This is a genomic window from Stenotrophomonas sp. UBA7606, assembly GCF_002477705.1.
Taxonomy (GTDB): Bacteria; Pseudomonadota; Gammaproteobacteria; order Xanthomonadales; family Xanthomonadaceae; genus Stenotrophomonas.
In genome coordinates this window covers 1-25,203 of the sequence record NZ_DLJW01000086.1, presented here as the reverse complement: position 1 = coordinate 25,203, position 25,203 = coordinate 1, and the positions used below count along the sequence as shown (strand labels likewise).

The following is a 25,203-nucleotide window of genomic DNA, read 5'->3' as shown; positions in this document are numbered from 1 at the left end:
AGGTCACTGGCTGCCGCCACGCGCCTGGCGTTAAGGTCGGTTTTTTCCGAATCCGGTGAGGCTCCATGACCCTGCGTCCCCTGTCCGTGTTGGTATCGCTGTCGCTGTGCTTGCCCCTGGCTGCCTCGGCGGTGGAGTTCAGCCAGGCTGAGCTGGGCAAGGCCACCGCCCTGCAGCAGAAACTGCTCACGCTGGATTCGCACCTGGACACGCCGGCCAACTTTGGCCGCGCCGGCTTCAACATCATGCAGCGGCATGACCACAACGCGCTGTCACAGGTGGACTACCCACGCATGGTCGAAGGCGCGCTGGATGGCGGCTTCTTCGCCATCTACACCGACCAGGGCGACCGCAGCCCGGCCGCGCATATCGCCGAGCGCGACCACGGCCTGCAGCGCATGCAGGAAATCCACGAGATGCTGGCCGCCAACCCGGACAAGTTCCAGCTGGCCCTGACCGCTGACGATGCCGCGCGGATCAAGGCGGCCGGCAAGCGTGTGGTCTATATCAGCATGGAGAACGGCAGCCCGCTGGTCGCCGATCCCACCTTGCTGAGCTACTACTACAAAGCCGGCCTGCGGCTGATGTCGACGGTGCATTTCGCCAACAACGAGTTCGCCGACTCGGCCACCGATCCCAAGGGTGCCGAGTGGAACGGCCTGAGCCCCGCCGGCAAGGCGCTGGTCAACGAGGCAGTGAAGCTGGGCATCGTGATCGACCAGTCGCATGCTTCGGACGCGGTGTTCGACAACCTGATCGAGATGATGCCGGTGCCCTTCATCCTGTCGCACAGCTCGGCCAAGGCGGTATTCAACCACCCGCGCAACCTGGACGACGCGCGCCTGCGCCAGTTGGCCGCCAAGGGTGGCGTGGTACAGGCCAATGCCTACGGTGGTTACCTGGTCGACGAGACCAAGAGCGCCGAGCGCAAGCAGGCCGAAGAGGAACTGGAGAAGCGCCTGGGCGGGTGGGAAAACATGACCATGGCCAAGGGCGTGGAACTGCGCAAGGCCATGGCCGAGCTCGACCAGAAGTACCCGCGGCGCAAGGCCACACTTGATGATTTCTTCCAGCACTTCGGCCACATGCTCGACGTGGTGGGCCCGGACCATGTCGGCATCGGCATGGACTGGGACGGCGGCGGCGGCGTGACCGGCATGGAAGATGCGGCCGACCTGCCCAAGATCACCGCGTGGATGCAGCGCCGTGGCCTGAGTGACGCGCAGATCGCCAACATCTGGAGCGGCAACGTGCTGCGGGTGATGCGCCAGGCGCAGGACTATGCGGCGGCACAGAAGAAATCCTGAGCGCACGCTGGTGGACAAGTGGAATGACGAAGCGGGCTTGGTGCCCGCTTTGTTTTTATCCACAACTTGGTTGGGGACAAGTGGGTTATCCACAGGGGGAGCTTCAAGGCTTTGAAGCGTTAAGACAAAGGCAAAGGCACCCCTCCCCAACCCTCCCCTGCGCTGCGCGCAAGGGAGGGGGAAAAGCGGCTCCCTCCCTTTGCCGCAGGCAAGGGGAGGGTTGGGGAGGGGTGCTCTTCAAGCAGAACCCACAAACCCCAAAAAAAAAAGCGGGCCGAAGCCCGCTCCCTGCCTTATCCACAACAGCCTGTGGATTACTTGCTGCGTCCGAGCACCGCGTTGCGGCGGCTGTACAGCGCATACACCACCAGCCCCAGCAGGTTCCAGGCCAGGAACCACAGCTGGGTCCGCGACGGCAGGCTGACGAACAGGTAGATGCAGCCCAGGATCGCCACCGGGGCCACCACCCAGGCCAACGGCGTGCGGAAGGTGCGTGCCCTGCCCGGCTCGCGCTTGCGCAGCACCAGCAGGCACAGGCCCACGGCGGTGAATGCAGCCAGGGTGCCGGCATTGGCCAGCGCGGCGATTTCATCCAGCCGCGCCACACCGGCCAGCGCAGCAACCAGCACGGCGGTGAACAGGGTGATGACCACCGGCGTGCCGGTGCGCTGGTTGACCTTGGACAGGCCACGCGGCAGCAGGCCATCACGCGACATCACGAAGAAAATGCGGCTCTGGCCGTAGAAGAAGGCCAGCAACACGGTCGGCAGGGCGATGATGGCGACGATGCCGATCACCAGCGCGGCAGTGCCGTGGCCGAGTTCGCGCATGATCAGCGCCAACGGCTCAGCGCTCTTGCCGAACACCGTGTAGCTCATCGCACCGACCGCAGCCAACGCCACCAGCAGGTAGATGATGGTGCAGCCGATCATCGAACCGATGATGCCGATCGACAGGTCACGCTTGGGGTTCTTGGTTTCCTCGGCCGCAGTGGAGATCGCATCGAAGCCATAGAAGGCGAAGAAGATGATCGCCGCCGCCGCCATCACGCCGCGTTCGACGCCATCGGCGCTGATCGACTTGGGGAAGCCATAGGGCATGAACGGCTGCAGGTTCTCGGCGTTGAAGGCCGGCAACGCAACCGCCACGAACACCGCCAGTGCGATCAGCTTGAATACCACCAGGATGGCGTTGACCGTCGCGCTCTCGCGGGTACCAAGCATCAGCATGCCGGCCACCACGAAGGTGATGACGATGGCCGGCACGTTGAGGAAGCCGCCTTCCACGTGCGGGCCGGCCGCCAGCGCCTGCGGCAACACCACGTTCCAGCCAAAGGAAGTGTGCAGCCATTCCAGGAAGCCGACGAAATAGCCGGACCAGCCGACCGCCACCGTGCTCACCACCAGCGAGTATTCCAGGATCAGGCTCCAGCCCACCACCCAGGCAATGGTCTCGCCCAGCGCGCTGTAGCTGTAGGTGTAGGCGCTGCCGGCAGCCGGCATCATCGTCGACAGCTCGGCATAAGCCAGTGCCGCACAGGCGCAGATCACGCCGGCGATGATGAAGGACAGCAGCACGGCCGGGCCGGCCTTGTCCGCGCCCACGCCGATCAGCGTATAGATGCCGGTACCGACAATGGCGCCAATGCCCAGTGCGACCAGATGGGGCCAGCTCAACGACGGGATCAGGCGGCGCCCTTCCTCGTGTTCGGTAAGCTGGTCGATGGGCTTGCGCCGGAGCCAGGACTGCATGCGGACCTCTCGGTTCGTGATGATTCAGGAAGCGCCCGAGTGTGGCGTAACGCAGTGCAGCAAATCCAGAAAAACCCGCCAATGCAGGGGGTTTTGCAGCGAACAGGTGTCAATTTGCCGAATTCGGCATAAAACCTGACGTCTCAGCGGCGGCGCCGGGGATGGGCCAGCAGGTAATCGCGCAAGGCCAGCGCCTGGTTGTGCTGTTCATCGTGTGCGGCAAACACCAGGGTGACCGTACCGGCGTCCAGCGCATCCCGCAGGGGTGCCAGCAAACGGGCGTGTGCGGCCAGTTCCTGCCAGTAGCGCCGGCGGAATTCTTCCCAGCGCTCGGGACGGTGGTCGAACCAGCGGCGCAGCGCGTCGCTGGGGGCCACCTCCTTCAACCAGCTGGCCTGCAGGGCCTGGCGGCTGACCCCGCGCGGCCACAACCGGTCCACCAGGAAACGCTGGCCATCGCTGCCACTGGCCGGTTCATAGACGCGCTTGCAGTGGATGCGCATCATCTGCCCCCTCGCTGTGCATGGCAGGCAACGATGTTACGCCTCGCTCAGGTCCCGTCCACCGCGCGCCGCCCCAGCGCCGGGTCATCGGTGAAGAAGGCATCGATGCCGGCCTGCAGGTAGGCCCGCATTTCAGTCACGGCGGCCTCCGGGTTGCGGGCGTTCTCCGCCCCCTGGCGCAGGGCCGGCGGCAGGAACGGATTCTCCGGGCGGAAACTGTAGGCGACCACCTGCAGGCCAGCGGTATGCGCGTCGGCAATCAGCGGCGTGGGCGTGCCCAGTTGGCCTTGGGCATCCAGGGGCAGCAGCGCGCGTCGTTCCACCCCGATCGCATCGGCGTAGCCGGCGATGTCGCGCAGCCCGGCCGGGGTCATCATCTGTGCATAGGTCAGGCTGCCGCCGGCCAGTGCCACGTCGGCCGGTCGGTCGTCGCCGGCATCGATCAGCTGCAGCAGGCGGATGTTGCTGGTGCTGCCCAGCTTGCCGCGGATCTGTCGCAGGTTCGCCGTTTCAAAGGATTGCAGCAGGATCGGCGCGACCTTGGTGTAGCTGTTGCCCTGCAGGCTGGCCAGCAGCTTGTCTTCCATCGGCAGGCCGATGCCCTGGAAGTAGCTGCCGTGCTTGATCTCCGGCGCCAGGCCGATGCCGCGCTTGGCGCGGCCAGCCTGCTGCACCAGGAAGCTGATGATCTCGTCCAGGGTGGCGATGCGGAACTGGCCATCAAAGGCGGTGCTGCGGATCTGCGGCAGGCGCTCGCGCGCGTACAGGGTCTTGAGCTCGGCAACGGTGAAGTCTTCGGTGAACCAGCCTTCCACCGTCTGCCCGTCGATCTGCTTGCGGGTGTGGCGATCCGCAAACTCCGGATGGCTGGCCACATCGGTGGTCGAGCCGATCTCGTTCTCATGCCGGGCCACCATCACCCCGTCCTTGCTCATCACCAGGTCCGGCTCGATGTAATCGGCGCCGTCGCTGATGGCCTGTGCATAAGCGGCCAGGGTGTGTTCCGGCAGCAGCGCGCTGGCACCGCGATGTGCATACACCGGCACGTTGGGATAGGCAGGGGCGGCCGAGGTTTCCATTGCCCAGCAGGATGCCACGCCCACGCCTACCGCCACCAACCACGCCCAGCTTCGCACTGCCGTTACTCCAATCACGAAAGGTGCCCAGTGTGACCGCCGCATGTGACCGCGCGAAGAAAGACGCCCTCAGTCGCGCTGCAGCCGCCAGCCCTGGTCACCGGCATGCAGCCGGCTGTGCACGCCGATGGCCTGCAGGAAGGCCTCGTCATGCGAGACCACCAGCAGGCTGCCCCGGTACTGGCAAAGCAGCTGCTCCAGCGCGCGCAGGGCAGGCAGGTCCAAGTGGTTGCCGGGTTCATCGAGCAGCAGCAGCTGTGCCGGAGGTTCTGCGTACAGTGCGCAGGCCAGCGCCAGCTTCAGGCGCTGGCCGCCACTGAGCTGGACATTGGGCAGCTGCACCAGGGCCGCATCCAGCCCCAGCAGGGCAAGACGACTGCGCAGCTCGCCCTCGGGCAGCAGCGGATTGCGCTCCCGCAATGCCTGCACGGCCTTGTGGGCGGGCGCCAATTGCTGCAGATTCTGGTCAAGCACGGCCAGCGGTACCTGCACGCTGCAGCTGCCAGCCACGGCGGGCAGCTGCCCGGCAATCACCTTCAACAGGGTCGATTTGCCACTGCCGTTGGCGCCAGTGATCGCCATCCGTTCACCGCGCCGCAATGCGAAGTCCAGCGTACGCAGCGGCCCGGCAACATGCGGCAACTGCAGGTTGTCGCAGCGCAGGACCCACTCCGGCCCGTTGCCGTCGAGCGCGGGTTGCAGCAGTACCGGCGCGGCCGCCTCGATACCGGCCAGTGCCGCGACGGTGGCGGCCTGCAACTGTTGCTGGCGCTCCTGCAAGGCCTGCCTGGCCCTGCCGGTGTTGGCCTCGGCGCGTTGCTGTTGCAGGCCCAGCAGGATCGGCGCTTGGTTGGCATTGGCAGCGGCGCGGCTGCTACGCGCGCTGCGTTGTTCCAGCCGCTGCCGCTGCTCACGCAGCACCTGTTCACCCTTGCGCTGGGCATGCCGGCGTTGCTGCAGCAGCTCGGCGGCGGCGGCCTGCTCTGCCTCGCGCACCGCGGCATGGAAGGCGTGGTTGCCGCCATAACTGCGCAGCCCCTGCGGGCCCAGCTCCAGCACCCGTTGCACATGCTGCAGCAACAGGCGGTCATGGCTGACCAGCAATACGCCCTGCCCGCGCGCCAACAGCTGTGCCAGCAACCACTCCCGGCCGGCCAGATCCAGATGGTTGCTGGGCTCATCCAGGATCAGCAGCTCGGCCGGCTGCAGCAGCGCTCCCACCAGGGCTACGCGCATGCATTGGCCACCACTGAGGTGATCCACCGGCGTGTCGGCATCCACGCCCTCCAGCCCGGCATCGGCCAGCGCCTGCTGCAGGGTTTCAGCCAGCGTCCATTGCTCGCCCACCTGGTCGAAGTCCACCTGTGCCGTGCTGCCTGCGCGGATACGGGCCAAGGCATCCAGCACCCCGGCCACTCCCGCCAGCTCTGCAACGCGTTGCCCCGGCAGTACCTGCACCTGTTGGGCCAGATAGTGGACGCGGCCAATACGCCGGCAGCGGCCGGCGCTGGGTGTGCGCTGCCCGGCCAACAACTGGGCCAGCACGCTTTTGCCCACGCCATTGCGCCCGACCAGCGCGGTAATGCGGTTGTCGAACTGTGCCGTGAGGTTGGAGAACAGGCAGCGCCCATCGGGCGTGTGCCACGCGACGCTGTCCAGCGTCACCGAGAGGGGAGTTGTCATGCGGTTTTCCATCGATGCCCGAAGCACCCGGCCGCCATCGGCAGCAGGGAGTGATTGGGACCGTCTTCAAGACGGTGGCATCAATGGCGCATTGGACCGACTCCGTTGGCGGGGGAATCCCGTAACGGCGCCAAGACTACCGGGGGCAGACCGAACTGTCAGTAACTGACGGCGCGTCCACAGCCGCGCCGCCAGTGGGGAAAACCATGCTCAGGCCTGCGCCGGGCGGTGGGTGGCGCACAGCTTGTTGCCGGCCGGATCACGCAGATAGGCCAGGTAGAGCGGGCCGAACGGGCTTTGCCGCGGCCCCGGCGGGTCTTCCACGCTCACCCCGCCATTGCCGACACCTGCCGCGTGCCAGGCATCCACGACGTCCGCGCTGGCACAGCTGAAGCCGATCGTGCCGCCGTTGGCATGCGTGGCCGGTTCGCCATTGCGCGGGTGGCCGACGATCAACAGCGCGCCGCCGTGGCGATACACGATATTGCCCTTGGGATCGATGAAGCCCGGCTTGGCGCCGAGCGTGGCAAGCAGCGCGTCGTAGAACGCCTTGGACGCTTCGATGTCATTTGCCCCCACCACGATGTGCGAAAACATCAACTACCTCCTGACTATTGCGTTGCCTGGCCCCTGCGGGCCGTTCACTTCAGGCCAGCATCATTTGCCGATACAGAAGCTCGAAAAAATCCTGCCCAGCAGATCATCAGCGGTCATGCGGCCGGTGATTTCGCCGAGCGCATCATGCGCCAGCCGCAGTTCCTCGGCAGCCAGTTCCAGCTGGTCGTAGTGCAGTTGCCCATCGGCCGCGTCGAGGTGTTCGCTGGCCAGGGCCAGCGCTTCGACATGGCGCAGGCGCGCGGAGAACTCGCCCTGCATGCCCTCGCCCGCACCGTGGCTGGCGATCTCGCGCAGGCGTGCATGCAGCTGCTCCAGGCCCTGGCCGTTGGCAGCAGACAGGGCAATGCTGTCTTCGCCCAACTCCTGCGGCCACTGCGACAGCAGATCGGACTTGTTGTGTATCCACAGTTGGCGAGTGGCCTGTGCGGCGGCATCGCCAATCGCGGCCCTGCCCGCCTCCGGATCACGGGCATCGAGCACGACGATGGCCAGGTCGGCGCGCTGCATCTCGGCGCGGGCGCGGCGCATGCCTTCGCGTTCGATGGCGTCACCGCCTTCGCGCAGGCCAGCGGTGTCGACCAGTTCCAGCTCCAGGCCGTCGATGCGGATGGTCTCGCGCAAGGTGTCGCGGGTAGTGCCGGCGATATCGGTGACGATTGCCCGCTCGCTGCCAGCCAATGCATTGAGCAGCGAGCTCTTGCCGGCATTCGGCGGCCCGATCAGCACCGCATGCAGGCCATCGCGCAGCTTGCGGCCGCGCTCGGCGTCGATGCGCAGCTGCGCCAGCAAAGCCTTGGCCTGTTCGATGCCGGCGCGCACCTGCGCGCCGCCCAACGTGTCCAGCGGTTCGTCGGCGAAGTCGATGGCAGCTTCAACATGGATGCGCAGCCGCACCAGTTGCTCGCCTACTTCTTCCACACGGTGTGAGAACACGCCATCGAGCGAGCGGCGAGCGGCGCGGGCGGCGCGTACGTCGCCAGCGGAAATCAGGTCGGCGATGGCTTCGGCCTGGGCCAGGTCGAGCTTGCCGTTGAGGAAGGCCCGCTCGCTGAACTCACCGGCGCGGGCCTGGCGCGCGCCCAGTTCGATGCAGCGGGCCAGCAGCTGGCGCAGCACCACCGGGCTGCCGTGGCCCTGCAGCTCCACCACGTCCTCGCCGGTAAAGCTGCGCGGGCCGGGGAAGTACAGGGCAATGCCGTCGTCGATGACCTCGCCTGCGTCATCGCGGAACCTGGCGTAGTGGGCGTGACGCGGCTTGAGCTGTGCACAACCCAATGCAACGGCAATCCGCAGTGACTGCGGACCGGAGACACGCAGCATGCCAACGCCGCCGGCAGCAGCGCCGCTGGCGATGGCAACAATGGTCTGGGCTGTGGACACGTCGCTCATGGCTTACAGCTTCTGCAGTTGCGCGCGGGCCTGGGCGGCGCCGCTGCCTTGCGGCTGCAACTCCAGGTAGGTGGTATAGGCCTGCTTGGCCTTGGCCTTGTCGCCGGCATTGAAGTAGGCGTCGCCAAGATTCAGGTAGGCCACCGCGCGCGAGGGATCGATCTTCAAGGTGTTCTCCAGCCAGCGTGCAGCTTCGGCATAGCGCTGCTGGCGGTAATAGACGAAGCCGAGGTTGTTCGCCGCCTGGGCGAAGTCCGGACGCAGCTTCAAGGCTTCGGTGAACTGCGCCACCGCCTCGTCGTAGCGCTTCTCGCGGTAGAGCTGCAGGCCGCGATCATTGGCCTGCTGCGCGCGCTGCCGGTCCGAGGTCGGTACCGCGGCCGGCACCACCAGGGTGCTCTTGCCGCCCTGCAGATCGGCAACCGTCACTGGCGCCTCTGTCTTGCCTGCAGGCTTGGCATCCTGCACGGCATCGACACGAGTATTGAGGGCGATGGCGTCAGCCGAGAGCTGGCGGGTATCGGCGTTGAGGAATTCCTGGCTGTCCGGCACCTGGAACACGAACTCGCCGCCCTGCGAACCGGGCAGGCTGCCAAAGGCCGGGGTCTGCCGCGATACCGCCGACACCGCCGGCGCCACATACGCAGCCAACTCGGTGCCGGTGATCAGGCCATCGCCATTGAGGTCGCCCTTGCCGGCCAGGGCCTGCAGCAGCACCCAGGTGAATACCGAATGGCCGTTCGGGCCGCTGTCGGCGACCTGCTGGTCGGCACCACCGGCGGTCAGCATCTGCCGCGCGCTGCGGCGTGCGTTCTCGCGCAGGAAGGACGACGAACTGCCGCCGCGGGTCAGCCCCAAGCCGCTGTAGCAGGCATCCATCACGAACAGCACGTGCTTGGCCTGCATGCTCTCGGCGATGTTCTGGATGTCGGTCATCGCGATCGCATCGGTGGCGAATTCGTTCGGGTCCGAGTCCACCGGAATGATGTAGCCGAGGTCGCGGCCGGAGGCGAGCTGGCGGGTGGCACCGTGGCCGGCGAAGAACACGAACACGCGGTCGTTCTTGCCGGTGCGCTCATCGGCCAGGCGGTCGTGGAAGGCGGCCAGGATGTTGTTGCGGGTGGCCTGCTGGTTCTTCAGCACGATCACCTGCGAGGACGGGAAGCCGAACTGGCCGGTCAGCGTGTCAGCAATGGACTGCGCGTCACGGCCGGCATATTCGAGCTTGGGCCATTTGGCGTAGTCATCGATGCCAATGACGATGGCCCAGGATTTTTCGTAGCCGGTGGTGACCGTGGTATCAGCGGCCGCGCCCTTGCGCGCACGGCTGACGCTGAAATCACGGCCGTTCCAGCCGGCGAACTGGTAGCCATCGGCAATCAGCTTGTCGAGGATCTGCGGCAGCGCCTTCACCGCGCGGTCGTGGATGTCATGGAACAGGATGATGCCGCGCTGTTCCTTCTGCACCTGGTCGACCACGCGCTGCACGATGGATTCGGGCACCGGGTCGGCCCAATCCATCGAGTCGATGTTCCACATGATGGATTTCAGCCCGGCTTCGTTGAGCAGCTGTAGGCCTTCGGCATTGCGCGCGCCATACGGAAAGCGGAACAGCGGTGCGCGCTTGGCATCCACACCCTTGAGCAAGGTGTCGGTATCGAGCACCTGCTGGCGCAGCGCATCGCCGGTGGTGCGCGAGAGCTGCGCGTGGGTCAGGCTGTGATTGCCGACCGCATAGCCATGCTCCATCAGGCTGCGGCTGATGCCGGCCATCGGCCCGAGTTTGACCTTGCCATCGGCCTCGACCGCACCGAGATTGCGGCCCACTTCGAAGAACACGCCCGGCACGTCATAGCGCTGCAGGATGGCGACGACTTCATCGGTATAGGCCTTGTGCGGGCCATCGTCGAAGGTCAGCACCACGGTCTTGGCGGGCAGGTCGCGGCCGAAGATTTCGCGGTCGCTGTCCTGCATCGACATCGGGTAGGGCTCGATCACGCCGAAGTCGCGCAGGATGGCGTCGCGGGTGTACAGCGTGTTGAGGTGGGCGACATAGTCGTCCCACTTCTCGCGCTTGAGTTCGACCGCACGGGTGCGTTCGAAGCGGCTGAAGATACGGGTCAGTTCCTGGTTGTAGTTGCGCTCGATCTCGTCGAGTGCGTCCAGGTCTTCGCCGATACGCTGGTGCAGCTTTACCGCTGGTAGCGAGGAGTCCGCGCCGACGCGTTGATGCAGTTCGCGCAGTATTTCGCGGAAAGCCAGGCGGTCTGCATCGTAGAGCTCGGGCGAGGATTCGATGTAATCCAGCACCGTGCCCAGGGTAGCGAAGCGCTGCGGGCTGGGATCGCGCAGCAAGGCGTCGAACTGCGCGGCGATGGCCTGACGCTGCTCCAACCCGTCATGGAACAGCTGCTGGCCAATGCGGCTGGAGGTCTGGCGGTCGGCCGGCGATTGCTGCGCTTCGTCGGCCAGCAACACGACGATACGGCGGTGCCCGTCCAACTGTTTCTGCAATGCAGTCAACAACGGCGCTGCCGCCGGATTTGCCGCGGCGGCGGCCTGTGCACTGGCCTGCGTTGGCGTGGCGGTAGCTGCTTCCTTCTGATCGGAGCAACCCACGAGCGTCAGCGCGGCAAGCAACACGGCAGGCAAGGTCAGGCGGCGCGACAACGAACGGGGCATGGCAGGCTCGGGGTGGGAGGTGCAGCAGACGTGGTGATTCTACCGCCACCTGCCAGCGTCCACGTTTCAGTTGCACGTAGCACCGTAGCCCGGGTAAGCGCAGCGCACCCGGGGCTGTTGACGCGGCGCCGGCAAGATCCATTGGTTTCCTGCTTCCCGGGTGCGCTCCGCTTACCCGGGCTACGGTTCCGTTGTGTGGGGGTGCGGCGTCAGCCGCGACGCAGGTGCAACACCCGATGGCACAAATACCGAGGACTTCTGCGGCGCGGCTCCTACAGATGGCCAACTGGCCGGTTCCCCGTGATCTGGCCCAGCCTCGTAGCCCGGGTAAGCACAGCGCACCCGGGACTGTTGGAGCGGCGCCGGCGAAATCCATTGCTTCCTGCTTCCCGGGTGCGCTGCGCTTACCCGGGCTACGGTCGCCTCCCCCACATGCGAAAAGCCCGCCTTGCGGCGGGCTTTTGCTTACTTGGCTTCGATCACCTTGCTCGGCGCGTCTTCGCCGTGCTTCTTGATCATCCACCACTGCTGCAGCAGGCTCAGGCCGCCGTTGACCACCCAGTACAGGACCAGGCCGGACGGCATGAAGGCCATCATCACGCCGAATACCAGCGGCATGAACTGCATCATCTTCTGCTGCATCGGGTCCATGCCCACAGCCGGGGTCAGCTTCTGGGTGAACCACATCACCGCGATGTTGATGATCGGCAGGATGAAGTACGGGTCACGCGCGGTCAGATCCTGGATCCAGCCCAGCCACGGTGCCTGGCGCAGTTCCACCGATTCCACCAGCACCCAGTACAGGGCGAAGAAGATCGGCATCTGGATCAGCAGCGGCAGGCAGCCACCCAGCGGATTGATCTTCTCCTTCTTGTACAGCTCCATCATTGCGGTCTGGAACTTCTGCTTGTCGTCGCCGTAGCGCTCCTTCAGCTGCGCGATGCGCGGCTGGAACTTGCGCATCTTGGCCTGCGACTTGAACTGCGCATTGGCCAGCGGGAACAACGCCATCTTCAACAGGATCACCAGGCCGATGATGGCCCAGCCCCAGTTGCCGACCAGCTTGTGCACCTGGTTCATCACCCAGAACAAGCCCTGGCCGATGATGGCCATGATCGAGAAGCGGCTGTAATCGACCACGCGGTCCAGGCCCTTCACGTCTTCCTTGGCAATCTGGTTGACCAGCTTCGGGCCCACCCACAGGCGCGCCTCGGTGCTGACCTTCTGGCCCGGCGCCACGGTGAAGCCGGGGCCACGGGTTTCAATCACATTGCGCGGGCCGTTCTGCGAGAGCAGGTACAGCGCGGCCTGGTCGGCCTGCGGGATCCACGCGGTGAAGAAATGGTGCTGCAGCATCGCCGCCCAACCACCGGTGATGGTGCGGTTGAGGTTGCCGTCGTCCAGGTAGTCCTTGAACGCGCGGCGCTCATAGCCCTCTTCCGGGCTGTACCAGGTGGCGCCGTTGAAGCTGAAGGAATCCGGGTTGGTCATGCCGCGGGTGACAATGGTCGGCACGCGGTCAAGCTTGCGGAACACATAGGCCTGCCACGGCGCGGTGCCGGCATTGACGACTTCATCCTTCACGCCGATGGCGTAATCGCCACGCTTGAAGGTAAAGGTGCGATGGATGCTGACGCCGTTCGGGCCGCTCCAGACAAACGGTACCTGCACCTGGTCCTGGCCTTCAGCCAACACCACCTCGGTGCTGCCCTGCACAGGCTGGAAGCCGCTGGCACCCGGCACCGGCGCGTTGGACTGGCTGGCCCAACCGGCGGTCGCACTATAAGGATGGGCCTTGTCTTCGGTGAGCAGCTGTACCGGCGGGCTGCCGGCAGCCTTGGTCTGCGGGAACTGCAGCAGATCGGCGTCGAGCACGCTGCGACCATCCAGCACCAGCTTGAGCACGTCGGTGGTGACCGTCACGCGCGGCGCGGCGGTGGCCGCTTCAACGCTGGCTGTGGCGGCCGGGGCCTGCCCTGGCACGTTTGCCTGCGGCACGTTGCCCGCCGGCGGCGGTGCCAGGTCGGCATCGGTGGCGGCAGGTACGGCGGGCTGGGTGGCTGCAACGGTGGCCGGGTCCGGCGCGTTCTTCTCGCGACCCCATTCCATCCACAGCAGCACGGCTACCATCAGCCAGGCAAAAATCAGGAATACGCGGGTCTGGTTCATCAGCAGGCAGGCTCGGCTCGACCGGAAGAAGTATCCGGTACGTTCAAAGGAAGAGGGGCGTCAGCGCCCTCGTGCGGCGGCATTGTGCCGCCCGCAGCTACAGGGGGCAATGCGCCGGCGCGGCGCAGCAAGCGCTCGAACGCCTCACGGATCTGTTGATTGCTGGCGGTCTTGGCCGCCGACCGGGCCACGATGACGTAATCGCCACCTTTCAGGCACGACCGCAGGTGGCGTGTTGCATCCCGCAACACACGCTTGATACGGTTACGACCGACCGCACGCGTATCCACCTTGCGCGACACAGCCAAACCCAGTCGAGCGGGGCTATCCCCTTTCAACCAGTGGAGTGTCATCAAGGGATCGGATACACGGCGGGCGCCGTTGAAGACCGTTGTATATTCGGCACGCGTACGAACCCGCGCAGAGCGAGGGAATCGCTTGCGCGGGCAGGTACTGATCACGATCGGTGTTGCGCTTGCCGCTTCACGCGGCAACGCAATCAAGCGCTGAGGACTTTGCGGCCCTTGGCGCGGCGACGCGACAGGATCTTGCGGCCGTCGGCGGTCTTCATACGAGCACGGAAACCGTGATCGCGCTTGCGCTTGAGGTTGCTGGGCTGGAACGTGCGCTTGGTGGCCATTGGGGCACCTGTATGAAGTGGACGGAAAGAACCGGAAATTCTATAGACCCATCCGGGGTGCCGTCAACTATTGGCTGAGGACGATATCCACAGGCCGGTGTACATCTTGTGGATGAGCCTGTGAATAAATTCGGGACAAGCATTCCCGGTTTGGCCCGGCGGTGGTAGTCTGCGCCATCCACTTTTCCTTTTCCGGCTTGTGGCCAGGCGGCGTTCCGCGCCCGGCGCACAGGCCTTTGACGATTATTTCTGATGGATGCCTGGTCACTTTGCCTAGAACGTCTCGAGGCGGAATTCCCGCCCGAAGATGTCCACACCTGGTTGAAGCCGCTACAGGCCGACCAACGCGCCGACAGTCTGGTGCTGTACGCGCCCAATGCCTTCATTGTCGAGCAGGTGCGCGAGCGCTACCTGTCCCGCATCAGTGAACTGCTTGCCCATTTCGCCGGTTTCAGCGAGGTAATGCTGGAAATCGGTTCGCGACCGCGCGCGCCCGAACCGGCGCCGCCGGCCCCGGCCCCCTCGAGCAGTGCTGTGGTATCGGCGCCGGTGGTGCCGTTCAACGGCAACCTCGACGCCCACTACACCTTCACCAATTTCGTCGAAGGCCGCAGCAACCAGCTGGGCCTGGCCGCTGCCTTCCAGGCGGCACAGAAACCCGGCGACCGTGCCCACAACCCCTTGCTGCTGTACGGCGGCACCGGCCTGGGCAAGACCCACCTGATGCTGGCAGCCGGCAATGCGATGCGCCAGGCCAACCCGGCGGCCAAGGTGCTGTACCTGCGTTCGGAACAGTTCTTCAGCGCGATGATCCGTGCGCTGCAGGAAAAAACCATGGACCAGTTCAAGCGCCAGTTCCAGCAGGTGGACGCGCTGCTGATCGACGACATCCAGTTCTTCGCCGGCAAGGACCGCACCCAGGAAGAGTTCTTCCACACCTTCAATGCCCTGTTCGACGGCAAGCAGCAGATCATCCTGACCTGCGACCGCTACCCGCGTGAGGTCGAAGGTCTGGAAGCACGCCTGAAATCGCGCCTGGCCTGGGGCCTGTCGGTGGCGATCGAGCCGCCCGATTTCGAGACCCGTGCTGCCATCGTGCTGGCCAAGGCCCGCGAGCGCGGTGCCGAGATCCCGGATGACGTGGCTTTCCTGATCGCAAAGAAGATGCGCTCCAACGTGCGTGACCTGGAAGGGGCCCTCAACACCCTGACCGCCCGCGCCAATTTCACCGGCCGCGCGATCACCACCGAGTTTGCCCAGGAAACCCTGCGCGACCTGCTGCGTGCCCAGCAGCAGGCCATCAGTATCCCCAACATCCAGAAAACGGTTGCCGACTACTACGGCCTGCAGATCAAGGATCTGCTGTCCAAGCGCCGCACCCGTTCGCTGGCGCGGCCGCGCCAGGTGGCGATGGCGCTGACCAAGGAGCTGACCGAGCACAGCCTGCCGGAAATCGGCGACGCCTTTGCTGGCCGTGACCACACCACGGTGCTTCATGCCTGCCGCCAGATCCGCACGCTGATGGAAACCGACGGCAAGCTGCGCGAGGACTGGGACAAGCTCATCAGGAAGCTCAGCGAATAAGCCATCGGTACACCGGGGTGGGAAGAAGCCGGACGAATGATGCATCGACGCCACACAGGCGTCATCGCACAAAACGGTGCATCATTCGGGGGTAGACGTTGGGAAAGTTGTGGATAAAAAAGCGGCCTGCAAAACCGGAAAACTTATCCACAGCTTCACCCACCCCTTCCGGGGCAGTAATACAGAGGGTTTCGATGCATTTAAACCCTTTGAAAACAAACACTTGGGTGTGTTTTAAACCAAATCTGGCTCTACCAGCACCACCAAGCTTTTGATTTAACCCACATCTTTTAAAAGCATAGGGGCACGAAACCACATGCGTTTCACACTGCAGCGCGAAGCCTTTCTCAAGCCGTTGGCCCAGGTCGTCAACGTGGTTGAACGCCGCCAGACTCTGCCGGTTCTGGCCAATTTCCTCGTCCAGGTCCAGGGCGGCCAGCTTTCGCTGACCGGTACCGACCTGGAAGTTGAAATGGTCTCCCGCATTGCGGTCGAAGATGCCCAGGATGGCGAAACCACGATTCCGGCCCGCAAGCTGTTCGAGATCATCCGCGCCCTGCCCGACGGCAGCCGCATCACCGTCTCGCAGACGGGCGAAAAGATCACCGTCCAGGCCGGCCGCAGCCGCTTCACCCTGGCCACCTTGCCGGCCAATGATTTCCCGTCGGTAGACGAGGTTGAAGCCACCGAGCGTGTGGCCGTTGCCGAGTCCGCGTTGAAGGAGCTGATCGAGCGCACTGCATTTGCAATGGCGCAGCAGGACGTCCGCTATTACCTCAACGGCCTGTTGTTCGATCTGCGCGACAAGACGCTGCGCTGCGTGGCCACCGATGGCCACCGCCTCGCGTTGTGCGAGACCGAACTGGAAAACGGCACCGGCAAGCGCCAGATCATCGTGCCGCGCAAGGGCGTTACCGAGCTGCAACGCCTGCTGGAAGGCGGCGACCGCGAAGTCGAACTGGAAGTCGGCCGCAGCCATGTCCGCGTCAAGCGCGACGATGTCACCTTCACCTCGAAGCTGATCGACGGCCGTTTCCCGGATTACGAGGCGGTGATTCCGATCGGCGCCGATCGCGAAGTGAAGGTTGAGCGCGAAACCCTGCGCGCTTCGCTACAGCGTGCGGCAATTCTCTCCAACGAGAAGTACCGCGGCGTTCGCGTCGAAGTGACCCCGGGCCAGCTCAAGATCAGCGCGCACAACCCGGAGCAGGAAGAAGCCCAGGAAGAAATCGAAGCCGACACCCAGGTCAGCGATCTGGCCATTGGCTTCAACGTGAACTACTTGCTGGACGCCTTGTCGGCATTGCGCGACGAGCATGTGGTCATCCAGCTGCGCGACTCCAACTCCTCGGCGCTGGTGCGCGAAGCCAGCAGCGAGAAGTCGCGTCATGTGGTGATGCCGCTGCGTCTCTGACCTGCAGGTTCCACGTGGAACACGAAAGCCCGGCGCAATGCCGGGCTTTTTTGTGGCCTCTATCCTGCGCCAGGTTCCACGTGGAACCACCATGTCGCGCCATGATCTTTGTATTCCCTATCCGCGTTTCCCAGCTTCTGGCGAAGCGGGGCCGGCAGCTGTTGAAAGCAGTTGCTGCGCAAAGCCCGGGGTACGTTCGACTTTCCGGCAATGCCGCAGTCTGGCGCGTAGTCCAAGGCTGCCCTGCCCTTCGGATAACGCAGGCCCGGCAGAATCTCGGATCCGTTTTCGGAGATCTGCCAGATCCCAGTCACCTGTCCGCCAGCGGGTCTCGCTATCTCGGGTTTGCTTCAGCCCTCCAAGTTCGTGACGGTTTTCGTTGCCGGCGCTGTTGAACACCTTCGCCGCGGCCAGGGCTTCCCTGCATCTGGCCCAGTTGGCTCAGTCCTTGGCTTGAATCCATGCCATCAACGGATCAAGGGCATGGGAATCAGCGTTCAAACCGTGAAATCCACGGCACTAATCCCTGGGAGGCTAATCAGATTTCAAGAAATCTGGCCTGGCGAGCCAACCGTCCAGACGCGTGAGCACACTCCCTCGGTCAGCCGGCGGCAGCACACTGCGAATTTCGTGAAATCTGAAACCCAGGGCAGCCGTCTCGTCTCCAGAATTCGAGAAATCCAAGCCCCGGCTTTTGGCCGTTTCTGGCTGCCGTTTTTCTCAGCTCTATGCTTTAAATCTGAGAATAAATCAAAAGCTTGGTGGTGATGGTAGGAGCAGATTTTATGTAAAACTAGCTTAAGTTATTGTTTTACTTTGAATTATTGTTGCTGAAACCCCCTGTAAAAGTGGGCTTCCAGCCTGTGGATATCTCGGGATAAGAACGCTCTGGAAGAAATGAGCCCTTTTTATCCACAGATTGCCCCACTTATACACAGGGTTTGTGCCCCGACCTATCCCGTTCTAAAAACAGCGCGGATTTCTTGAAATCTGCAGGGCAGTCCCCCTGTGCGCGCTTCAGATTTGAAGAAATGAGCGCTTGTTCCACGTGGCACGCTCGCTGATGGATGGCGACGGATGCTTTAAGCTGCGCAGGGCCAGCCATGCCTCCGTGCTTGCGTCGTTTTCTGTCGAGCCTCAATGCATATCGTCCGTGTTGCCTTGAACCGCCTGCGTCGGTTCGATTCGGTGGAGCTTGCTCCACGCCCCGGCATCAATCTGATCACCGGCGCCAACGGCGCGGGCAAGACCAGCGTGCTGGAGGCCCTGCATCTGATGGCCTATGGCCGCAGCTTTCGCGGCCGCGTTCGCGATGGCCTGGTGCAGAATGGCGCCGACGATCTGGACGTTTTTGTCGAATGGCAGGAGCGCAACGACGCAGAACTGGGCGTTTCCACCCGGCGGGCGGGCCTGCGCCACAGCGGACAGGCCTGGAAAGGCCGCTTGGACGGGGAAGATGTGCCGCAATTGGGCAATCTTTGCGCAGCGCTGGCGGTGGTGACCTTTGAACCCGGCAGCCACGCCCTGGTCAGTGGGGGCAGCGAACCGCGCCGCCGCTTCATTGATTGGGGATTGTTCCACGTGGAACCTGACTTTCTTCCCCTGTGGCGGCGCTATACCCGCGCTTTGAAGCAACGCAATGCTTTGTTGAAGATGGGCGCGCCCGGAAAACAGCTCGATGCCTGGGATTGGGAGCTGGCTGAAGCAGGCGCTCCCCTCACGTCCCGCCGCCAGCACTATCTGGAGCGGCTGCAGGACCGGGCGGTCGCGATTGCGGCGGATCTGGCGCCGGGGCTGCAATTGAACGCATTGGAGCTGCAGCCCGGCTGGCGCCGGCACGAAATGTCCCTGGGCGACGCCCTGCTGCTGGCCCGCGAACGGGACCGCAATGCCGGCTACACCTCGGTAGGACCGCACCGGGCCGATTGGAGTGTGGGTTTCGCCCACATTCCCGGTCGGGATGCGCTGTCGCGCGGCCAAGCCAAGCTCACGGCCCTCGCCTGCCTGCTGGGCCAGGCCGATGACTACGCCAGCCAGCGTGGGGAATGGCCGGTGATTGCACTGGACGACCTGGGCTCGGAGCTGGACCGCAACCACCAGCAGCGCGTGCTGCACTACCTGTCGGCGACGCCTGCGCAGATTTTCATCACCGCTACTGAAACCCCGGCCGCGCTGCAGGACGAACTGCGTCCGGCGGCAGTGTTCCACGTGGAACATGGCGCAATCACGGCGGTGAACTGAGCCTTCAGGGCGGAAGTTCCCCCGGCAGGTATAATCGGAACGTCATCCCCTATCTCTCATGCCCGTTCCACGGAACGGCGCATGACCTGCGGAGCCTACGGCAAGCGCAATGAGCGAAGAACAGAACACCCCGGTCAACAACGGCAATTACGACGCCAACAGCATTACCGCCTTGGAAGGCCTGGAGGCTGTTCGCAAGCGTCCCGGTATGTACATCGGCGACGTGCATGACGGCACAGGCCTGCACCACATGGTGTTCGAGGTTGTCGACAACTCCATCGACGAAGCCCTGGCGGGCCATGCCGACAACGTGGTGGTCACCATCCACGCTGACGGCTCGGTGTCGGTGTCCGATAACGGCCGTGGTATCCCGGTCGGCAAGCATGCGCAGATGAGCCAGAAGCTCGACCGCGAAGTCTCTGCTGCCGAAGTGGTGATGACCGTCCTGCACGCAGGCGGCAAGTTCGACGACAACAGCTACAAGGTTTCCGGCGGCCTGCACGGCGTGGGTGTCAGCGTGGTCAATGCGCTGTCGCAGAAGCTGATGCTGGACATCTACCAGGGCGGCTCGCATTACCAGCAGGAATACGGCGACGGTGCAGCGCGCACCCCGTTGAACAAGCTGGAAGCCACCGACAAGCGCGGTACCGCCGTGCGTTTCTGGCCGTCGGAGAAAGCATTCCACGGCAACACCGAGTTCCAGTACGAGATCCTTGCCCGCCGCCTGCGCGAGCTGTCGTTCCTGAACTCCGGTGTCAACATCACCTTGATCGATGAGCGCGGCGAAGGCCGTCGCGACGACTACCACTACGAAGGCGGCATCAAGAGCTTCGTCGAGCACCTGGCGCAGGTGAAGACCCCGCTGCATCCGAACGTGATCGCGGTGACCGGCGAAACCAACGGCATCGTGGTCGAGGCGGCGCTGCAGTGGACCGATTCCTACCAGGAAACGATGTACTGCTTCACCAACAATATTCCGCAGAAGGACGGCGGTACCCACCTGGCCGGTTTCCGTGCCGCGCTGACCCGTACGCTCAACAACTACATCGAGCAGAACGGCGTGGCCAAGCAGGCCAAGATCAGCCTGACCGGCGATGACATGCGCGAAGGCATGATCGCGGTGCTGTCGGTGAAGGTGCCCGACCCCAGCTTCTCCAGCCAGACCAAGGAAAAGCTGGTCAGCTCCGACGTCAAACCGGCGGTGGAAAGCACCTTCGGCGCGAAGCTCGAAGAGTTCCTGCAGGAAAACCCGAACGAAGCCAAGGCCATTGCCGGCAAGATCGTCGATGCCGCCCGTGCGCGCGAAGCCGCGCGCAAGGCGCGTGACCTGACCCGCCGCAAGGGCGCGCTGGATATCGCCGGCCTGCCGGGCAAGCTGGCCGACTGCCAGGAAAAGGATCCCGCGCTGTCCGAACTGTTCATCGTCGAGGGTGACTCGGCAGGTGGCTCGGCCAAGCAGGGCCGCAACCGCAAGAACCAGGCGGTGCTGCCGCTGCGCGGCAAGATCCTCAACGTGGAACGTGCGCGTTTCGACCGCATGCTGTCTTCCGACCAGGTGGGTACGTTGATCACCGCGCTGGGCACCGGCATCGGCCGTGACGAGTACAACCCGGACAAGCTGCGTTACCACAAGATCATCATCATGACCGACGCCGACGTCGACGGTGCGCACATCCGTACGCTGCTGTTGACGTTCTTCTACCGGCAGATGCCGGAGCTGATCGAGCGTGGCTACGTGTATATCGGCCTGCCGCCGCTGTACAAGATCAAGCAGGGCAAGACCGAGTTGTACCTGAAGGACGACCCGGCGCTGGACGCCTACCTGGCCAACAACGCGGTCGAGAACGCAGCGCTGATCCCGGCCACCGGTGAACCGCCGATCGAAGGCGTGGCACTGGAAAAGCTGCTGATGACCTACGCTTCGGCGCAGGATGCCATTGAGCGCAACGCCCACCGCTATGACCGCAACCTGCTTGAAGCGCTGGTCGATTTCACCCCGATGGACCTGGAACACCTTCGCAATGCAGGTGAAGGTGAAGGCCTAGACGCGCTGGCCAAACGCCTGAATCAGGGCAGCCTGGGCACGCCGCGTTTCAGCCTGGTCCTGCAGGAGCCGAACGACCATCGCCCGGCCGCCGTGTTGGTCACCCGTCGCCACATGGGCGAGGAGCACACCCAGGTATTGCCGCTGGCCGCGTTCGAATCCGGTGAACTGCGTGCCCTGCACCAGGCATCGCAGCTGCTGCATGGGCTGGTGCGCGAAGGCGCCACCATCAACCGCGGCAACAAGAGCAGTGAGATCACCGGTTTCGCCCAGGCCCAGGCCTGGTTGATGGAAGAAGCCAAGAAGGGCCGGCAGATCCAGCGCTTCAAGGGCCTGGGTGAAATGAACCCGGAGCAGCTGTGGGATACCACGGTGAACCCGGATACGCGCCGCCTGCTGCAGGTCCGCATCGAAGATGCGGTGGAAGCGGACCAGATCTTCAGCACGCTGATGGGCGATGTGGTGGAGCCGCGCCGCGACTTCATCGAAACCAACGCGTTGAAGGTCATGAACCTGGATATCTGAGCCAGGCAAGAGCCGAAGCGGGCGCCCTCAACCGGCGCCCGTTTTCTTTTCACTGCTGTTCTCCTCCGGATCCGCGATGTCCACACCTCCGCCGATTTCCACTCCCCTCCAGAACGCTACCGCCGCATCCCCTGCACTGCCACCTTCCCGCCCGGGTTCGCCGATAGGGGGATTCCTGCTTGACCTGGTGATGGGCGTCGGCATCCTGCTGGCGTTGAGCCTGGCTTCCAGCCTGGTCTGGGGCATGTGGCGTGGCGTGGAAGTGGTGCGCGAGGCCAAGCAGAACGGCCTGCCAATGCCGGCCGGCGAGGCGCTGGTTTCAGCCATGGGGGCGCCGGGTGCGTTGGCGCAGATGTTGATCGCCCTTGTGGCCACCGGCGGAGCGGCGCTGGCGCTGTATTTCCTGCGCCGCCGTGCCAGCGCGGCCGAGCGCAGCCAGTCGCTGCAGGCCATCCGGCGCGCCTCGACCTGGGGCTGGATCGTGCTGGTGGCCGGCTGCGTGTTTGCCGGCACCAGTGGCGCAAGCCTGCTGGCCAAGCAACTGGGCATAGAGCCCGAACCGACCAACCTGCATCTGATGCAGCAGGCCTGGGCGGGCTATCCGCTGTTCCTGCTGCTGTTTGCGGTGGTGCTGGCGCCTGCCTACGAAGAGTTGCTGTTCCGCCGTGTGTTGTTCGGGCGCCTATGGGCGGCAGGCAAGCCGGGGCTGGGCATTGTGCTGAGCAGCGCCGCATTTGCGCTGGTGCATGAGATCCCTGGTACCAGCCCCAATGGCCTGCCGGAAATGCTGCAGCTCTGGCTGGTGTACGGCGGCATGGGCGCGGCGTTCGCATGGGTCTACCGCAAGACCGGCACGCTGTGGGCGGCCATTGCCGCGCATGCCATCAACAACGCCATCGCGTTGGCTGCGCTGATCCTGTTCGGCATGCAGTAGGCCCGTTCAGCGATTGACGAAAAATTAAGCAAGGCAATCGCACACTGCAGCCATGAACCTTGGGGGATCCGCCATGAAGACAGTTGGCTTGGCCATTGCAATGACATTGCTGGTTGCCGCCTGTGCGACCACCACCTCGCCCACCGGGCGCAAGCAGGTTGTCGGCGGCGTGAGCCAGCAACAGCTCGACCAGCTAGGGGCCCAGGCGTTCGCGGAAACCAAGGCCAAGGAAACCCTCAGCCGTGACGGCAAGCAGAATGCCTATGTGCAGTGCGTGGTGAACGCGCTGGTGGCACAGCTGCCGCAACAATACCGTGGCGTACGTTGGGAAACGGCGGTCTTCGCCGACAAGGAACCCAATGCCTTTGCCCTGCCTGGCGGCAAGGTGGGAGTGAATACCGGCATTTTCACCGTGGCAAAGAACCAGGACCAGTTGGCTGCGGTGATTGGCCATGAGATCGGCCATGTCATCTCCCGTCACCACGAAGAACGCATCACCCGCCAGATGGGTGCCCAGACAGGTCTGTCCGTGCTGGGAGCGCTCGCAGGCGCGGCCTATGGCGACACCGCTGCCAGCGCGGTCAACCAGTTGGGTGGCATGGGCGCGCAGGCGGCTTTCCTGTTACCGGGCTCGCGTACCCAGGAAAGCGAGGCCGACGTGGTCGGCCAGCGGCTGATGGCCAGCGCGGGTTTCGACCCCTCACAGGCGGTGAACCTGTGGCAGAACATGATGGCCGCCAGCGGAAATCGCTCCCCGCAATGGCTTTCCACCCACCCGGATCCCGCCAACCGTATCCGCGAATTGCAGCGCGATGTAGGTGCTTTGCAGCCTGTCTATCAGCAGGCTAGGCAGTCCGGCATCGTGCCTCGGTGTGGTTGAACAGCGGAAAATGTTGCAGTACACCAACGGAAGTGATTTCTCCGTCAAATAATTTCTGCTACGTTTGCGTGCTCGGTTTCTTTCCGAATAGTCCGAATTCTGCCGCCACGGCGGTTCCATCGAGGTGAACCATGATCTTCCGCAGCCATAAGCAAGCCGTGCTTTCTGTCCTCATCGCCGCCTCCCTGGGTGGTGTGGTGGTGGCCGACGCCGTGGCCCAGTCGCGTTCCTCCGACCGTAGCGAGCGCCGTGGCAACCGTGGCAGCGAGAAGGCGGAAGTGCTGTTCCCGGAAGCAACCCGTGAAGATCCCAAGGGCAAGGCTTCGTCCAAGATGGGCAGCAAGCTCAACAAGCTGTTCGCCGCCTACAACAAGCAGGAATTCGAAGAAACCCGCACGCTGGCCGATGAAATCATCGCTGCCGCTGATGCCAACGATTACGACAAGGCCGTTGCCAACCAGCTGGCTTCGCAGGCCGCCTACAACCTGGATGACAACGCCGGTGCCAAGCAGTACCTGCAGCAGGCGCTGACGTTGAACCAGCTGGACAACAACGGCCACTACCAGGCGCTGTTGATGCTGGCCCAGCTGCAGTTGCAGGACGAGCAGTACGCCGAAGGCCTGGCCAACCTGGACAAGTACTTCGCCGAGTCCAAGTCGAACAAGCCGGAAGAACTGATCATCAAGGGCCAGGCCCTGTACCAGACCGAAAAGTACGCCGAGGCCATCCCGGTGCTGAAGGCGGCCATCGCCGCCTCGCCCGAGCCCAAGGACAACTGGAACCAACTGCTGATGGCCTCCTATGCCGAAGCCGGCCAGACCGGTGAAGCGGTCAAGGAAGCCGAGGCCCTGGCCGCCAAGAACCCGGCGGACAAGAAGGCCCAGCTCAACCTGGCCAGCATGTACATGCAGGCCGACCAGATGGACAAGGCTGCAGCAGTGATGGACAAGCTGCGCGCGGCTGGACAGCTCACCGAAGAGCGCGAGTACAAGCAGCTGTACTCGATCTACGCAAACACCGACAACAAGGAACGGGACGTCATTGCGGTGATCAACGAGGGCATGTCCAAGGGCATCCTCAAGCCGGATTACCAGACCTACCTGGCACTGGCACAGTCGTACTATTACAGCGAGCAGATCCCGCAGGCGATCGAGGCATGGCGTCAGGCCGCACCGCTGTCCAAGGATGGTGAAACCTACCTGAATCTGGCCAAGGTGCTGCACTCGGAAGGGCGCATCCCGGAAGCCAAGCAGGCAGCCCGTGACGCATTGGCCAAGGGTGTCAAAAACCCGGCAGATGCAAACAAAATCATCAACCTGAAGTAAGCAGGAATAACGCCTGAACAGCTGTATTTAAGATGCGCAGCTGGTCAGGATTGGTATAAGCTTGGAGGTTCCTGCGGTGTCATGCACCGCTGAATCAGGGGTGGCCACCACCACCACCCCGACCCCACTAAAGAGTTCTTGGCGCATGACGGAACAACTGGTCTTCCACCACAGGTATGACGACAGCCAGAAGGATAAGGGTCTGAGCTGGCCCCGTATCGCTGGTATCGCATTTGTAATCGCACTGCACTTGGCAGCCCTGATGATGCTTCTGATTCCTGCCGTGGCCCCGAAGGCCGCTGCGGAGAAGGAACGCAATGTCATGGTGACGCTGGTCGACGCTCCGCCGCCGCCACCACCGCCGCCGCCGCCGCCGCC

At 64.0% G+C, this 25,203-nt stretch carries 18 protein-coding genes and 1 pseudogene; 9 read left to right on the top strand and 10 right to left on the bottom strand.

What is annotated here, in order from left to right:
* The first annotated feature begins 65 nt into the window (after nucleotides 1-65).
* Nucleotides 66-1,307, top strand: coding sequence for a dipeptidase (locus B2527_RS10850; RefSeq protein ID WP_293711967.1), 1,242 nt, complete (start codon nucleotides 66-68; stop codon nucleotides 1,305-1,307).
* A 314-nt stretch (nucleotides 1,308-1,621) separates the two neighbouring features.
* Here B2527_RS10850 and B2527_RS10845 read toward each other — a convergent pair whose 3' ends face one another.
* From B2527_RS10845 to rpmH, 10 genes are all read right to left on the bottom strand, one after another.
* A complete protein-coding gene (locus tag B2527_RS10845) occupies nucleotides 1,622-3,058 on the bottom strand; it encodes an amino acid permease (protein WP_293711964.1) in 1,437 nt (478 codons plus the stop codon).
* 143 nt (nucleotides 3,059-3,201) lie between these two features.
* Nucleotides 3,202-3,561, bottom strand: coding sequence for a DUF488 domain-containing protein (locus B2527_RS10840; protein ID WP_293711961.1), 360 nt, complete (start codon nucleotides 3,559-3,561; stop codon nucleotides 3,202-3,204).
* Between the two features lie 47 nt (nucleotides 3,562-3,608).
* Entirely contained in the window at nucleotides 3,609-4,697 is a 1,089-nt protein-coding gene (locus B2527_RS10835) for a glycerophosphodiester phosphodiesterase (RefSeq protein ID WP_414717070.1), read from the bottom strand.
* 69 nt (nucleotides 4,698-4,766) lie between these two features.
* Nucleotides 4,767-6,380 carry an ATP-binding cassette domain-containing protein gene (locus B2527_RS10830; RefSeq protein ID WP_293711958.1) on the bottom strand — a complete coding sequence of 538 codons (1,614 nt, stop codon included), beginning with the start codon at nucleotides 6,378-6,380 and terminating at the stop codon, nucleotides 4,767-4,769.
* A gap of 210 nt (nucleotides 6,381-6,590) precedes the next feature.
* The gene (locus B2527_RS10825; protein WP_293711955.1) at nucleotides 6,591-6,977 is read right to left on the bottom strand and encodes a VOC family protein; all 387 of its coding nucleotides are present in this window, start codon (nucleotides 6,975-6,977) and stop codon (nucleotides 6,591-6,593) included.
* A 60-nt stretch (nucleotides 6,978-7,037) separates the two neighbouring features.
* Nucleotides 7,038-8,387, bottom strand: coding sequence for a tRNA uridine-5-carboxymethylaminomethyl(34) synthesis GTPase MnmE (gene mnmE, locus B2527_RS10820; protein ID WP_293711952.1), 1,350 nt, complete (start codon nucleotides 8,385-8,387; stop codon nucleotides 7,038-7,040).
* 3 nt (nucleotides 8,388-8,390) lie between these two features.
* A complete protein-coding gene (locus tag B2527_RS10815) occupies nucleotides 8,391-11,069 on the bottom strand; it encodes a polysaccharide deacetylase family protein (protein ID WP_293711949.1) in 2,679 nt (892 codons plus the stop codon).
* Between the two features lie 465 nt (nucleotides 11,070-11,534).
* Nucleotides 11,535-13,238 (bottom strand): membrane protein insertase YidC, encoded by a 1,704-nt coding sequence (gene yidC / locus B2527_RS10810; protein ID WP_293711946.1) that lies wholly within the window; start codon nucleotides 13,236-13,238, stop codon nucleotides 11,535-11,537.
* The gene (rnpA, locus tag B2527_RS10805; RefSeq protein WP_414717071.1) at nucleotides 13,238-13,732 is read right to left on the bottom strand and encodes a ribonuclease P protein component; all 495 of its coding nucleotides are present in this window, start codon (nucleotides 13,730-13,732) and stop codon (nucleotides 13,238-13,240) included. The genes yidC and rnpA overlap by 1 nt, the downstream gene beginning before the upstream one ends.
* 5 nt (nucleotides 13,733-13,737) lie before the next feature.
* Entirely contained in the window at nucleotides 13,738-13,878 is a 141-nt protein-coding gene (gene rpmH, locus B2527_RS10800; protein ID WP_006404565.1) for a 50S ribosomal protein L34, read from the bottom strand.
* Nucleotides 13,879-14,130: 252 nt separating this feature from the next.
* Here rpmH and dnaA point away from each other — a divergent pair, with 252 nt between their 5' ends.
* From dnaA to B2527_RS10760, 8 genes and pseudogenes are all read left to right on the top strand, one after another.
* Nucleotides 14,131-15,462 carry a chromosomal replication initiator protein DnaA gene (dnaA, locus tag B2527_RS10795; protein ID WP_293711843.1) on the top strand — a complete coding sequence of 444 codons (1,332 nt, stop codon included), beginning with the start codon at nucleotides 14,131-14,133 and terminating at the stop codon, nucleotides 15,460-15,462.
* Nucleotides 15,463-15,778: 316 nt separating this feature from the next.
* Nucleotides 15,779-16,876: a DNA polymerase III subunit beta gene (gene dnaN / locus B2527_RS10790; RefSeq protein ID WP_293711840.1), complete on the top strand. Its 1,098-nt coding sequence runs from the start codon at nucleotides 15,779-15,781 to the stop codon at nucleotides 16,874-16,876.
* Between the two features lie 1,140 nt (nucleotides 16,877-18,016).
* Nucleotides 18,017-19,117: a DNA replication/repair protein RecF gene (gene recF / locus B2527_RS10785; RefSeq protein WP_293711837.1), complete on the top strand. Its 1,101-nt coding sequence runs from the start codon at nucleotides 18,017-18,019 to the stop codon at nucleotides 19,115-19,117.
* 109 nt (nucleotides 19,118-19,226) lie between these two features.
* A complete protein-coding gene (gene gyrB, locus B2527_RS10780) occupies nucleotides 19,227-21,686 on the top strand; it encodes a DNA topoisomerase (ATP-hydrolyzing) subunit B (protein WP_293711835.1) in 2,460 nt (819 codons plus the stop codon).
* A gap of 76 nt (nucleotides 21,687-21,762) precedes the next feature.
* Nucleotides 21,763-22,620: a CPBP family intramembrane glutamic endopeptidase gene (locus B2527_RS10775; protein WP_293711833.1), complete on the top strand. Its 858-nt coding sequence runs from the start codon at nucleotides 21,763-21,765 to the stop codon at nucleotides 22,618-22,620.
* A gap of 73 nt (nucleotides 22,621-22,693) precedes the next feature.
* On the top strand, nucleotides 22,694-23,500 hold the full coding sequence (locus B2527_RS10770) for a M48 family metallopeptidase (RefSeq protein WP_293711830.1): 807 nt from the start codon (nucleotides 22,694-22,696) through the stop codon (nucleotides 23,498-23,500).
* A 131-nt stretch (nucleotides 23,501-23,631) separates the two neighbouring features.
* The gene (locus B2527_RS10765; RefSeq protein WP_293711828.1) at nucleotides 23,632-24,825 is read left to right on the top strand and encodes a tetratricopeptide repeat protein; all 1,194 of its coding nucleotides are present in this window, start codon (nucleotides 23,632-23,634) and stop codon (nucleotides 24,823-24,825) included.
* Between the two features lie 145 nt (nucleotides 24,826-24,970).
* A pseudogene (locus B2527_RS10760) lies at nucleotides 24,971-25,203 on the top strand (energy transducer TonB); the annotation flags it as partial.